Source organism: Anoxybacillus tengchongensis, from assembly GCF_014201585.1.
Classification (GTDB): Bacteria; Bacillota; Bacilli; order Bacillales; family Anoxybacillaceae; genus Anoxybacillus; species Anoxybacillus tengchongensis.
The window spans coordinates 67,002-80,658 of sequence record NZ_JACHES010000010.1 but is presented as its reverse complement, the minus strand read 5'-3'; the positions used below and the strand labels follow the sequence as shown (position 1 = coordinate 80,658).

The following is a 13,657-nucleotide window of genomic DNA, read 5'->3' as shown; positions in this document are numbered from 1 at the left end:
TTTTTAGGGGTGAAAAAATGGCAGCGAATATGAAAGTGAAAGAAAGAGTGGTAAAAAAGCAAACGTTATGTGGAGCGCTTATGTTGATTGAAGCGCTCAAAGCAGAAAACGTAAAAGTCATTTTTGGTTATCCAGGAGGGGCTGTATTACCGATTTACGACAAGCTGTATGAGTCAGGCGTGTTTCACGTGCTCACACGTCATGAACAAGGTGCCATTCATGCAGCGGAAGGATATGCGCGCATTTCTGGAAAACCTGGTGTCGTCATTGCTACATCGGGACCAGGCGCGACAAATATCGTGACAGGTTTAACGGACGCGATGATGGACTCTATTCCGCTCGTCGTTTTCACAGGGCAAGTAGCATCGAGCGTCATCGGTTCAGATGCCTTTCAAGAGGCGGATGTATTAGGAATTACGATGCCAATTACGAAGCATAGTTACCAAGTACGCGATGTACACGAGCTGCCAAAAATCATTAAAGAAGCGTTTCATATTGCAACGACTGGACGTCCAGGTCCCGTATTAATCGACATTCCAAAAGATATGTCTGTCGCAGAAGCGGAGTTTGATTACGAACAAGAAGTCCTGTTGCCAGGTTATCAGCCGACAACAAAACCGAATCATTTACAAATTCGCAAGCTTGTTGAGGCAGTTAGCCAAGCGAAACGGCCAGTCATTCTAGCTGGAGCAGGTGTTCTTCATGCGAATGCTCATGAACAGTTGAAACAATATGCTGAACAACAACATATTCCCGTGATCCATACACTTTTAGGACTTGGCGGATTTCCTGCCGATCATCCGCTATTTCTTGGAATGGCAGGAATGCATGGAACGTACACCGCAAACATGGCGCTGTATGAATGTGATTTGCTCATTAATATTGGTGCACGATTCGATGATCGGGTGACTGGAAATTTGGCTCATTTTGCGCCAAAAGCGACAGTCGCTCATATCGACATTGATCCGGCAGAAATCGGAAAAAATGTACCGACAAAAATTCCGATCGTTGGCGATGCAAAAGAAGCGCTTATTCAATTAATCGAACAAAACGGAAAGCGACCAGATGTATCAGAGTGGCTGAACAAGTTAAATGAATGGAAAAGAGAATATCCGCTTATGTACAAACGCGAACCGGGCGTACTAAAACCGCAACGACTCATTGAAATGATTCATGAATATACGAACGGTGAGGCGGTCGTCACGACAGATGTAGGTCAGCATCAAATGTGGGTCGCTCAATATTATAAATTTAAACAGCCACATCGTTGGGTCACATCAGGCGGACTAGGAACGATGGGATTCGGCTTGCCGGCGGCGATCGGAGCACAATTGGCGCAACCAGAAGCAACGGTCGTATCGATCGTCGGTGACGGTGGATTCCAAATGACGTTGCAAGAGCTATCTGTTATTCAAGAGTTGAATTTGCCGATTAAAATCGTCATCGTCAACAATCAAGCGCTCGGTATGGTTCGTCAATGGCAAGAAATTTTTTATGAAAAACGATATTCTCATTCACTCATTCCGAATCAACCGGATTTTGTCCGTTTAGCGGAAGCATACGGCATAAAAGCGATGCGCGCGACGACAGAAGAGGAGGCAGAATACGTATTGAAAGAAGCGCTTGCGACGAACGCACCAGTTTTACTTGATTTTCACGTTCATCCAGGTGAAAACGTATATCCGATGGTTGCGCCAGGAAAAGGACTACATGAGATGGTGGGGGTGAAATGGTGAAGCGCATTATTACAATGACGGTCAATAACCGTCCGGGCGTATTAAACCGCATTACAGGTTTATTTACAAAACGACATTACAACATTGAGAGCATCACAGTCGGTCATACTGAATCAGAGGGCATTTCACGCATGACGTTTGTCGTCAATGTAGATGATGAGCGCATTGCCGAACAAATTACAAAACAATTAAATAAACAAATTGACGTATTAAAAGTTGTTGATATTACCGATCAAGCGATTATTGTTCGGGAACTGGCCTTAATTAAAGTGGCGGTCACGCCGGCAACGCGCGGCGAAATTTATACGCTTATTGAACCGTTTCGTGCCGCAATTGTCGACGTGGCACGAGATAGCCTCGTCGTTCAAGTGACAGGTGAGCCGGAAAAAATTGATGCGCTCATTGACTTATTAAAGCCATACGGATTAAAGGAAGTTGCAAGAACAGGAACAACGGCGTTTCCGCGCGGTTCACAACGCGCATCATCAACAAATAAATCACTATTTATTATTTAAAAGGAGAGGATTTTACTATGGTAAAAGTATATTACAATGGCGATGCAAACGAAGCTTACATTCAAGGGAAAAAAGTAGCAATTATCGGATATGGTTCTCAAGGTCATGCGCATGCACAAAATTTGCGCGATAGTGGTGTTGATGTCATCATTGGATTGCGTAAAGGAAAGTCATGGGAAAAAGCAGAACAAGATGGATTTGTCGTCTTACCGGTTAGTGAAGCAACAAAGCAAGCCGACATGGTGATGATTTTACTTCCAGATGAACATCAACCGAAAGTATATAAGGAAGAGATTGCACCAAACTTACAGCCTGGGAACGCGCTCGTGTTTGCACACGGATTTAATATTCACTTCAATCAAATCGTTCCGCCAAGCGATGTCGACGTCTTTTTAGTTGCACCAAAGGGTCCTGGTCATTTAGTTCGTCGCACATATACAGAAGGAGCTGGCGTACCAGCTTTAATTGCTATTTATCAAGATGTGACTGGTGAAGCGAAAGAAACGGCACTGGCGTATGCGAAAGCGATCGGTTCTGCTCGAGCAGGGGTCATCGAAACGACGTTTAAAGAAGAAACAGAAACGGATTTATTCGGGGAACAAGCGGTTCTTTGTGGTGGATTAACTGCTCTTGTCAAAGCGGGATTTGAAACGCTCGTTGAAGCAGGATATCAACCAGAAATTGCATATTTTGAATGTTTACATGAATTAAAACTCATCGTTGATTTAATGTACGAAGGCGGTTTAGCAGGCATGCGTTATTCCATTTCTGATACAGCACAGTGGGGCGACTTTGTGACAGGGCCACGCATCATTAACGATGCAGTAAAGGCGGAAATGAAAAAAGTGCTTGAAGACATTCAAACAGGCAAGTTTGCAAAAGGTTGGATTTTAGAAAACCAAGCGAATCGCCCAGAGTTTAACGCGATCAACCGTCGGGAAAACGAGCATTTAATTGAAGTTGTTGGTCGCGAATTACGAAAAATGATGCCGTTTGTCAACGCTAAACAGAAAGATGTGGTGACAGTCGGTGCGAAAAATTAACATTTTTGATACGACGTTGCGTGATGGCGAGCAGTCTGCGGGCGTCAACTTAAACTTGCATGAAAAGCTAGAAATTGCTCGGCAGTTAGAACGCCTCGGTGTAGATATCATCGAGGCGGGATTTCCTGCCGCATCAAAAGGTGATTTTCAAGCGGTTCAAGCGATCGCTCAAACCGTTCGCAATTGTTCGGTTACAGGTCTTTCTCGCTCTGTTCAATCAGACATTGATGCGGCGTGGGAAGCGTTAAAAGACGGGGCAGAGCCGAGATTACACGTCTTTATCGCAACGTCACCTATTCATATGCAATATAAATTGCGTATGACACCCGAACAAGTCATTGAAACAGCTGTGGAATCTGTTCGTTATGCGAAAAAATATTTTCCGATTGTACAATGGTCAGCAGAAGATGCATGTCGAAGCGATCTTCCGTTTCTTGCAACGATTATTGAGAAAGTCATTGAAGCGGGAGCGAACGTCATTAACATTCCGGATACAGTCGGTTATATTACTCCGAAACAATATGGTGACATATTCTCTTTTTTAAAGAAAAATGTTCGGAATATTGAAAAAATTAGTCTATCTGCTCATTGTCATGATGATTTAGGTATGGCGGTCGCGAATTCGCTTGCTGCTATTGAAGCAGGAGCGACGCAAATCGAAGGAACGATTAACGGCATTGGCGAACGGGCAGGAAACGCTGCAATTGAAGAAGTGGCGGTGGCGCTTTATATTCGAAAAGATTACTATCAAGCAGAGACGCGCTTGAACTTACAAGAAATTAAACGAACGAGCAATTTAGTAAGCAAGTTAACAGGGATGATTGTGCCGCCAAATAAGGCGATCGTCGGCAAAAACGCTTTTGCTCATGAATCGGGCATTCATCAAGATGGTGTGTTAAAGGAAAAAACAACGTACGAAATTATATCTCCGCAACTTGTTGGGGTGCAATCAAATTCGATGGTGCTTGGAAAACATTCAGGACGCCATGCGTTTCGTACACGCATTCAAGAGCTTGGTTATTCGTTGACAGAGGAAGAAGTGAATCGTTTATTTGTTCGTTTTAAAGATTTAGCAGATAAAAAGAAAGACATTACCGACGATGATTTAATTGCACTCATCTTGGATGAAAGACTAGATACGTATAAAAACTTTTATCAATTATGTTCGATTCAAGTACAATACGGTACAAATCAAATTCCAACGGCAGTTGTTGTATTAAAAGATGGAGAAGGAAACGACGTTCAAGAAGCAGCGACAGGGGCTGGTAGCGTCGAGGCGCTATATAATGCTTTAGAAAAAGCGTTGCAATTACCGGTGACGTTACTCGATTATCGCATTGAATCCGTTGGAAGCGGACGGGATGCGTTAGCACAAGTATATGTGAAAGTATCGCTCGATGGCAAAGAAGCGAGTGGACGTGGAACGGCACAAGATGTACTAGAAGCATCAGCAAAAGCATATATTCATGCCGTCAATCGCATGTTTGTCATCGAAAAAATGAGAGAGGAACAAGCGCTTGCTGCGCAATAACAAAGGGGGATGTTTTTATGTATCGTATCGCTGTATTACAAGGGGATGGCATTGGAAAAGAAGTGACAAAAGGAGCGGTAAATATTTTACAGGCGATTGCTGATCGTTTCGGACATACGTTTCATTTTTCATACGGATTGATTGGTGGAGAAGCGATTGACCGTGAAGGGACGCCGCTACCAGAACAAACGCTTCATTTATGCAAACAAAGCGATGCGGTATTGCTTGGTGCAGTTGGGGGACCGAAATGGGACAATAATCCACCGCACCTTCGTCCAGAAAAAGGACTATTGCAAATTCGGAAAGAAATGAATTTGTTTGCCAATATTCGTCCTGTTACGTTTTATGAGAGTTTAGCCGCTTCTTCTCCACTTAAACCACATGTCATTGAAGGGGCAGATTTTGTCATCGTGCGCGAGTTAACCGGAGGCTTATATTTTGGGAAACCGAGTGAGCGACGTATAGAAAAAGGCGAAGAAGCTGTTGTTGATACGTTGTTTTATAAACGAGCAGAAATTGAGAGGATCATTACGTTTGCTTTTACGCTTGCACAAAAGCGGAAGAAAAAAGTAACGTCTGTTGATAAAGCGAATGTGTTAGAGTCAAGCCGAATGTGGCGGGAAGTGGCTGAGCAAGTCGCTAAACGTTTCCCAGACGTTCAACTAGAACATATGCTTGTTGATAATGCTGCGATGCAACTCGTTCGCTCGCCAAAACAGTTTGACGTCATTGTCACAGAAAACATGTTTGGCGATATTTTAAGCGATGAAGCATCGATGTTAACCGGATCGCTCGGCATGCTTCCATCGGCAAGTTTATCTGTTGACGGACCTGCATTATATGAACCAATTCATGGTTCGGCGCCAGACATTGCAGGACAAAACAAAGCGAATCCACTCGCAACGATTTTATCAGTAGCGATGATGCTTCGTTTATCATTTGGACTTACAGAAGAGGCGGATATTGTTGAACGAGCAGTCAAGCAAGTGTTAGATGCTGGGTATCGCACAGTTGACATTGCTCAACATGGCGATTGTGTATTATCAACGACAGAAATGGTCGAAAAAGTAAAAGATGCGATTTTAGATGATGTAGCAATTGAACGCATTATGCAAGTGTATGTGTAGGAGGGATGATGGTGGCGCCAAAGACGATTATTGAGAAAATTTGGGATGAGCACGTCGTTTATCGTGAAGATGGAAAACCAGATTTATTATATATTGATTTACATCTCGTTCATGAAGTCACATCGCCGCAGGCGTTTGAAGGATTACGGCAAAAAGGGAGAAAAGTGCGCCGCCCAGATTTAACGTTTGCGACGATGGATCATAACGTGCCAACGATCAATCGGTTTGTCGTGGAAGATGAAGTGGCGAAAAATCAAATGACGGCATTAGAGCGGAACTGTCGCGAGTTCGGCGTTCCGCTTGCCGATTTAAATAGTCCCGAACAAGGCATTGTTCATGTTATCGGTCCAGAACTTGGATTGACGCAACCGGGGAAAACAATTGTGTGTGGGGATAGCCACACGTCTACACATGGCGCTTTTGGGGCATTAGCATTCGGTATCGGCACGAGCGAAGTCGAGCACGTATTAGCGACGCAAACGTTATGGCAACACCGTCCAAAAACGATGCAAGTGAACGTCACAGGTTCGTTAACACCAGGCGTATCAGCGAAAGACGTCATTTTAGCGATCATTGGCAAGTTTGGCGTAGATTTCGGCACCGGATACGTGCTCGAGTTTACGGGAGATGTCATTCGTCGTATGTCGATGGAAGAACGGATGACAATTTGCAACATGTCGATTGAAGCAGGTGCACGAGCTGGATTGATTGCCCCAGATGATGTGACGTTTGCGTATTTACGCGGAAGAACATACGCTCCAAAAGGAGAGGCGTTTGAACAGGCGATTGAAAAGTGGAAACAATTACGTACGGATGAAGGAGCGGTATATGATCGTGTCGTTCATATTGATGGAAGTGAAATTGCTCCAACGGTGACATGGGGAACAACGCCAGCAATGAGCTCACCAATTGATGGAACGATCCCTTATCCAGAACAGTTTGCGACAGAAACGGAACAAAAAGCAGTACAGTTAGCGTTGGAATATATGGGGTTAAAACCAGGAACAAAAATGACAGATATTGCTGTGCAACATGTGTTTATCGGATCATGTACAAACTCCCGCATAAGCGATTTACGGGAGGCAGCGCAAATTGTAAAAGGAAAAAAAGTCGCACCGGGCGTAAGGGCGCTTGTTGTTCCAGGCTCGCAACAAGTAAAAAAACAAGCAGAAGAAGAAGGGATTGCGCAAATTTTTATTGACGCAGGTTTTGAATGGCGTGATTCTGGTTGTAGCATGTGTCTTGGAATGAATCCAGATACTGTTCCAGCAGGAGAACATTGCGCTTCCACGTCAAACCGAAATTTTGAAGGACGACAAGGAAAAGGGGCGCGTACGCATCTTGTAAGTCCAGCAATGGCAGCTGCCGCTGCGATTTACGGACATTTTGTCGACGTGCGCACGTTATATCAAGAAGTGGTGAGATAGGAGGGGGAAAATTGGAACCATTCGTCGTTCATAAAGGAAAAGTAGCTGGCTTAGATCGAGCTAATGTAGATACCGATCAAATTATTCCGAAACAATTTTTAAAACGAATTGAGCGCACTGGATTTGGTCGATTTCTTTTTTACGATTGGCGTTATTTGCCGGACGGAACACCAAACCCGCATTTTGAGTTAAACCGTCCTGAAAACGAAGGAGCGACGATTTTAGTAGCAAACGAAAATTTTGGATGTGGTTCATCGCGCGAACACGCACCTTGGGCACTTGCAGATTACGGGTTTCGTGCTGTTATTGCTCCTTCATTTGCCGATATTTTTTATAACAACTGTTTAAAAAATAGCTTGCTTCCCATTAAACTACCAAAAGAAGACGTTGCTTATTTGTTAAAACAAGCGGAGCGATCAGATTACGAACTGACGATTTCACTTGAACAACAAGTTATTTTTGATGACGAGGGATTTACAAGCTCATTCGACATCGATCCGTATCGAAAACAGCTTCTTTTAAAAGGGTGGGACGAAATTGATTTAACATTCGTATATGAGCCATATATTATCGCCTACGAAAAAGCACGCTCTTGACGACTCGTCGAGAGCGTTTTTCGTTGAGTTTGTCGGCAAACATTGCTACACTTAAAGACAAACGTGAACGCAGGTGAGTACATGTGAAAAATCGAAAAATCGTTCCGCATCCTTATTTAAAAGAGCGATTGTTGACGGAAGGGATGGAGGCGTTAAAAGGAAAGCGATATAAAGAAGCGTATACGTGTTTCGTACAGTTAGAGCAACTCCAATTACATGATGATGATATACAAATGGCGCTTGTCGTTTGTTTATTTGAAATGGGACAAGTAGAAGAAGCGAAAGAGAGATGTGAACAGCTGTTAGCTCGTGGCATAGGCGACTGGACTATATATATTTCTATGCTTGTCCATTTACAGCAATACGATGAAGTCGTTGCAGTTATTCATAAACTCCAACAAAAAGGAATCGATTGTACCCCGTTTTTACCGCTTTTACAGTTTAGTGAAAAAATGATTCATTCGCATGACGATCGTCAGACAAAACAATACGAATCGATTTTTCAAGGAAATGAATGGATGAAACAACTTCGTATCCTTCAGCAACTTGATTTGCGTCTCGTTTCACACCTTGTGCCGATATTCGTTCGTTATTTGCGTGATGAAACGAAACACCCGATTGTGAAAACGACAATGTTACACATGTTAAAGAAAGAACAAGTGACAGAGTCGGTGACCGTAAAAAAATTTGGTCAAACGATGACCGTTGTTCCGGCTCAACTCGATGAGCGAAAACAAAAACAATGGACGGAGCAAGTGCTTGACATTGTTGAACAAACGTGGGCGAAACAAAATCCGACAATGTATGAATGGTGTGAACAAATATGGCTTCGTTACATGTTTGTAATGTATCCATTTCTTCCAACAGGGTCGGCACAACAATGGGCGAATGCATTACACGCATATGTTGAGCAATGTGAAACGGGACAAACGATATGTACAAATTCGCTTGTTGCCAAACTTTACGAAACAGAAAAATTGTGGCTCTCTGTTGAAAGTATATAATTGTATGGTATAATATAGTGGTTGTATTACACATAAAACCGTGTATGCCTACATATATGTAGTTCATTTACATGAATTTTTGAAGTTGGAGGGAAAGAAGCATGTCGGCGAAATGGGAAAAACTCGAAGGCAACCAAGGCGTTCTTACAGTAGAAGTAGACGCTGAAAAAGTGAATGAAGGGTTAGATGAAGCGTTTAAAAAAGTAGTGAAAAAAGTACAAATTCCAGGATTCCGTAAAGGTAAAATTCCTCGTTCTTTATTTGAAAAACGTTTCGGCGTTGAGTCATTATACGCAGATGCGTTAGATATTTTATTGCCAGAGGCATACGCAAAAGCTGTTGAAGAAACAGGTATTGAGCCAGTTGATCGTCCAGAAATCGACGTCGAGCAAATGGAAAAAGGAAAAAGCTTAATTTTCACTGCGAAAGTCACTGTGAAGCCAGAAGTAACACTTGGTCAATATAAAGGGCTTGAAGTGGAAAAATTAGACGATACTGTAACAGATGAAGACGTGGAACAAGAATTAAAACGCTTGCAAGAGCGTCACGCTGAGCTTGTTGTGAAAGAAGAAGGAACAGTAGAAAACGGTGATACAGTTGTCATCGATTTCGAAGGATTCGTTGACGGTGAGGCGTTTGAAGGCGGAAAAGCGGAAAACTATTCACTTGTCATCGGTTCAGGCACATTCATCCCAGGATTTGAAGAGCAATTAATCGGCATGGCTGCTGGAGAGGAAAAAGATATTGAAGTAACATTCCCAGAAGAATACCATGCAGAGCAATTAGCTGGTAAGCCAGCGGTATTTAAAATTAAATTGCACGAAATTAAAACAAAACAACTTCCTGCACTTGATGATGAGTTTGCAAAAGATGTAGATGAAGAAGTCGAAACATTAGATGCGCTAAAAGAAAAAATTAAAGAGCGCTTAACAAAAGAGAAAAAAGAAGAAGCTGAGGCAGCACTTCGTGATGCGGTTGTTCAAAAAGCGACAGAAAACGCACAAATGGACATTCCAGAAGTGATGGTGAAAAATGAAACAGATCGCATGATTCGCGAGTTTGAACAACGTTTACAAATGCAAGGGCTAAATCTTGACTTATACTATCAATTCTCTGGACAAGATGAAGCAGCACTTCGTGAACAAATGAAAGAAGAAGCAGAAAAACGTGTTCGCGTAACATTGACGCTTGAAGCGATCGTTAAAGCAGAAAACATCGATGTCACAGAAGAAGAAGTAGAAAAAGAATTGCAAGAAATGGCGAACCTATACAGCTTATCTGTTGATAAGTTAAAAGAGCTTTTAGGCACAGTTGACGGCTTAAAAGAAGATTTAAAAATGCGTAAAGCGATCGATTTCCTTGTTGAGAACAGCAAAGTTGTTGCATAATGAGAAGAGAAAGAACAAGGTGCATGATGTACCTTGTTCTTTCCACATATAGTTGCAGTAATGAAAGTTTTCTAACTTTTCGCGCACATTTACGTTTTTATTGGCATACTTTTAAAGATTTATGATAAAATGACGAATACATAACGCTTTTTCATTTTTATGTACATATGATCGTAAAGGAATAAGGGGTGAAATCATGTTTAAGTTTAATGATGAAAAAGGGCAGTTGAAATGCTCGTTTTGCGGCAAAACGCAAGAACAAGTGCGCAAACTTGTTGCTGGCCCGGGTGTATACATATGTGATGAGTGTATTGAATTGTGTACAGAAATTGTGCAAGAAGAGCTTGGATCGGAAGAAGAAGTAGAGTTTAAAGATGTACCAAAGCCAAAGGAAATTCGCGACATTTTAGACGAGTATGTCATCGGACAAGACGAGGCGAAAAAAGCGCTTTCTGTAGCGGTATACAACCATTACAAGCGAATCAATTCAAATAGCAAAATTGATGATGTTGAGTTAGCTAAAAGTAATATTTTAATGATCGGACCAACAGGAAGCGGAAAAACGTTGCTCGCCCAAACGCTTGCACGCATTTTAAACGTACCGTTTGCCATTGCTGATGCGACATCGTTGACAGAAGCAGGGTATGTCGGTGAAGACGTCGAAAACATTTTATTAAAGCTCATTCAAGCAGCCGATTACGACATTGAACGGGCGGAAAAAGGAATTATTTACATTGATGAAATTGATAAAATTGCGCGCAAATCAGAAAACCCTTCCATTACGCGTGACGTATCAGGTGAAGGTGTACAGCAAGCGTTATTGAAAATTTTAGAAGGAACAATTGCGAGCGTACCACCACAAGGAGGCCGAAAACATCCGCACCAAGAGTTCATTCAAATTGATACAACAAACATTTTATTCATTTGTGGTGGAGCGTTTGACGGATTAGAGCCGATTATTAAGCGTCGTCTCGGTAAAAAAGTGATCGGTTTTAGCTCGGATGTACAAGCGGAAGTCGAAGAAAAAGATTTATTGTCTAAAGTGTTGCCAGAAGACTTATTAAAATTTGGATTAATTCCAGAGTTTGTTGGACGTCTACCTGTGATTACAAGCTTACAGCCGCTTGACGAAGATGCGCTTGTCGATATTTTAGTCAAACCGAAAAATGCGCTCGTGAAGCAATACCAAAAAATGCTCGAACTTGACGATGTCGAACTGGAATTTGAAGAAGAAGCGCTTCGTGAAATTGCGAAACGGGCGATTGAGCGAAAAACAGGAGCGCGCGGTTTACGCTCAATTATTGAAGGCATTATGCTTGATGTCATGTTTGAATTGCCATCGCGTGAAGATGTGCAAAAATGCGTGATTACAGCAGAGACGGTACGTGGAGAAAAAGCGCCGTTGCTTATTTTACAAGATGGAACAATTGTCGAGTACGAACGAAAAACATCTGCGTAAATGGAAAAAGGTCGATTTTCCGAATCGGAAAGTCGATCTTTTTTTGTTTATTTCTTTCATTGCTCGGAGATACTATGCGTACAATACATATGCAGGAGGAACGGCCATGAACTGGACAAACATTGCGCTACTTATTCAGTTGTTTTTTGGCATTATTATCGGCCTATATTTTTTGAACCTGTTAAAAAGCCAACGAACGCAAAAAATTTCGATTGATAAAGAAGCGAGAAAAGAGATGGAACAACTTCGGAAAATGCGTTCCATTTCATTAACGGAACCGCTTGCTGAAAAAGTGCGTCCAAAAACGTTTGATGATATTGTTGGTCAAGAAGATGGCATAAAAGCATTAAAAGCGGCATTGTGTGGACCGAATCCACAACATGTCATTATTTATGGACCACCAGGTGTTGGAAAAACAGCGGCTGCTCGTCTCGTATTAGAAGAAGCGAAAAAAAATCCGTTATCTCCATTTCGAAAAGATGCGGTTTTTATTGAATTAGATGCAACGACAGCACGCTTTGATGAGCGTGGTATTGCTGATCCATTGATCGGTTCTGTGCACGATCCAATTTATCAAGGAGCGGGTGCGATGGGACAAGCCGGCATCCCGCAACCGAAACAAGGAGCGGTGACGAACGCGCACGGAGGCATATTATTTATTGACGAAATTGGTGAACTGCATCCGATTCAAATGAACAAGTTGTTAAAAGTGTTAGAAGACCGAAAAGTATTTTTTGAAAGCGCATATTATAGCGAGGAAAATCCGAACATTCCAAACCACATTCATGACATTTTTCAAAACGGATTGCCTGCTGATTTTCGGCTCGTTGGTGCAACAACGCGAACGCCAAACGAAATACCGCCAGCAATTCGTTCACGCTGTATGGAAGTTTTTTTCAGGGAGCTAGAACAAGAAGAAATTGCAAAAATTGTAGAAAAAGCAGCGGAAAAAGTAAACCTCCCGATCGAAGAACAAGCTGTTCACGAGCTCGCGATGTATGCTCGCAACGGAAGAGAAGCGGTCAATACGTTGCAAATCGCAGCAGGCATTGTCATTTCAGAGAAACGTTCTAAAATCTTACGTCAAGATATCGAATGGGTCATTCAATCAAGTCAATTATCGCCACGTTACGAGAAAAAAGTGGGGCAGGAAGCGAAAATTGGATTAGTAAACGGATTAGCGGTTTACGGTCCAAATAGCGGAGCATTGTTAGAAATTGAAGTTGTAGCATTGCCAACAAAAGAAAAAGGGTCGATCAATATGACCGGCATTGTCGAAGAAGAGCAAATTGGCGGACAAGGTAAGTCGATTCGTCGAAAAAGTATGGCGCGCGGCTCGATTGAAAACGTCATTACCGTTTTGCGTACACTTGGTGTACCTGCAGATCAATATGATATTCATGTAAACTTTCCAGGTGGTGTCCCGATTGATGGCCCTTCTGCTGGTGTGGCGATGGCGATTGGTATTTACTCTGCCATTTATCATTTGCCGATTGATCCAACCATAGCGATGACAGGAGAAATTGGTGTACATGGCAACGTGAAGCCTGTTGGCGGCATTTTTCCAAAAGTAAAAGCAGCAAAACAAGCTGGAGCGAAAACCGTTATTATTCCGCGCGAAAATATGCAGTCGATTTTAAGACAAGTGACAGGCATTGAAATCGTTCCAGTCGATCACATTGGCGATGTTCTTTCTTTTTTATTTCACGAACACGTTCGTTCTATCCCGATGCGTCATCATTTACCGAAAACAGAGCTCATGTAAAGGCAATCGGCTTCAACCGAGCGTTGAAGTCGATTTTTTACGATGAAAGATTTTACAAACGCTATA

The 13,657-nt window shown here is 42.4% G+C and carries 11 protein-coding genes; all 11 read left to right on the top strand.

The window, feature by feature from the left end; genetic code table 11:
• Window positions 1-17: 17 nt before the first annotated feature.
• The 11 genes from ilvB (at window position 18) to lonB (ending at window position 13,591) form a co-directional block, all read left to right on the top strand.
• The gene (gene ilvB / locus HNQ82_RS11265) at window positions 18-1,736 is read left to right on the top strand and encodes an acetolactate synthase large subunit (RefSeq protein WP_183249695.1); all 1,719 of its coding nucleotides are present in this window, start codon (window positions 18-20) and stop codon (window positions 1,734-1,736) included.
• Complete coding sequence (gene ilvN, locus HNQ82_RS11260) at window positions 1,733-2,251, top strand: acetolactate synthase small subunit (protein ID WP_055440178.1); 519 nt, start codon at window positions 1,733-1,735, stop codon at window positions 2,249-2,251. Before ilvB ends, ilvN begins: the two co-directional genes overlap by 4 nt.
• 17 nt (window positions 2,252-2,268) lie before the next feature.
• Entirely contained in the window at window positions 2,269-3,294 is a 1,026-nt protein-coding gene (ilvC, locus tag HNQ82_RS11255) for a ketol-acid reductoisomerase (RefSeq protein ID WP_183249693.1), read from the top strand.
• Window positions 3,281-4,825 (top strand): 2-isopropylmalate synthase, encoded by a 1,545-nt coding sequence (locus tag HNQ82_RS11250; RefSeq protein ID WP_183249690.1) that lies wholly within the window; start codon window positions 3,281-3,283, stop codon window positions 4,823-4,825. The genes ilvC and HNQ82_RS11250 overlap by 14 nt, the downstream gene beginning before the upstream one ends.
• A 17-nt stretch (window positions 4,826-4,842) precedes the next feature.
• A complete protein-coding gene (gene leuB, locus HNQ82_RS11245) occupies window positions 4,843-5,952 on the top strand; it encodes a 3-isopropylmalate dehydrogenase (protein ID WP_183249689.1) in 1,110 nt (369 codons plus the stop codon).
• Between the two features lie 11 nt (window positions 5,953-5,963).
• Window positions 5,964-7,379: a 3-isopropylmalate dehydratase large subunit gene (leuC, locus tag HNQ82_RS11240; RefSeq protein ID WP_183249687.1), complete on the top strand. Its 1,416-nt coding sequence runs from the start codon at window positions 5,964-5,966 to the stop codon at window positions 7,377-7,379.
• An 11-nt stretch (window positions 7,380-7,390) separates the two neighbouring features.
• Window positions 7,391-7,975 (top strand): 3-isopropylmalate dehydratase small subunit, encoded by a 585-nt coding sequence (gene leuD, locus HNQ82_RS11235; RefSeq protein WP_183249686.1) that lies wholly within the window; start codon window positions 7,391-7,393, stop codon window positions 7,973-7,975.
• An 83-nt stretch (window positions 7,976-8,058) separates the two neighbouring features.
• Entirely contained in the window at window positions 8,059-8,979 is a 921-nt protein-coding gene (locus HNQ82_RS11230) for a DUF3196 family protein (RefSeq protein WP_183249684.1), read from the top strand.
• A gap of 101 nt (window positions 8,980-9,080) precedes the next feature.
• Window positions 9,081-10,367, top strand: coding sequence for a trigger factor (gene tig, locus HNQ82_RS11225; RefSeq protein WP_032100248.1), 1,287 nt, complete (start codon window positions 9,081-9,083; stop codon window positions 10,365-10,367).
• 196 nt (window positions 10,368-10,563) lie between these two features.
• Complete coding sequence (gene clpX, locus HNQ82_RS11220) at window positions 10,564-11,826, top strand: ATP-dependent protease ATP-binding subunit ClpX (RefSeq protein WP_183249682.1); 1,263 nt, start codon at window positions 10,564-10,566, stop codon at window positions 11,824-11,826.
• 106 nt (window positions 11,827-11,932) lie between these two features.
• Window positions 11,933-13,591 carry an ATP-dependent protease LonB gene (gene lonB / locus HNQ82_RS11215; RefSeq protein ID WP_183249680.1) on the top strand — a complete coding sequence of 553 codons (1,659 nt, stop codon included), beginning with the start codon at window positions 11,933-11,935 and terminating at the stop codon, window positions 13,589-13,591.
• Window positions 13,592-13,657 lie beyond the last annotated feature (66 nt).

What these genes read in the sequence shown, in the direction of transcription:
- ilvB (WP_183249695.1), top strand. Translation starts at nt 18, where the DNA reads ATGGCAGCGAATATGAAAGTGAAAGAAAGAGTGGTAAAAAAGCAAACG.
- ilvC (WP_183249693.1), top strand. Translation starts at nt 2,269, where the DNA reads ATGGTAAAAGTATATTACAATGGCGATGCAAACGAAGCTTACATTCAA.
- leuB (WP_183249689.1), top strand. Translation starts at nt 4,843, where the DNA reads ATGTATCGTATCGCTGTATTACAAGGGGATGGCATTGGAAAAGAAGTG.
- tig (WP_032100248.1), top strand. Translation starts at nt 9,081, where the DNA reads ATGTCGGCGAAATGGGAAAAACTCGAAGGCAACCAAGGCGTTCTTACA.
- clpX (WP_183249682.1), top strand. Translation starts at nt 10,564, where the DNA reads ATGTTTAAGTTTAATGATGAAAAAGGGCAGTTGAAATGCTCGTTTTGC.
- lonB (WP_183249680.1), top strand. Translation starts at nt 11,933, where the DNA reads ATGAACTGGACAAACATTGCGCTACTTATTCAGTTGTTTTTTGGCATT.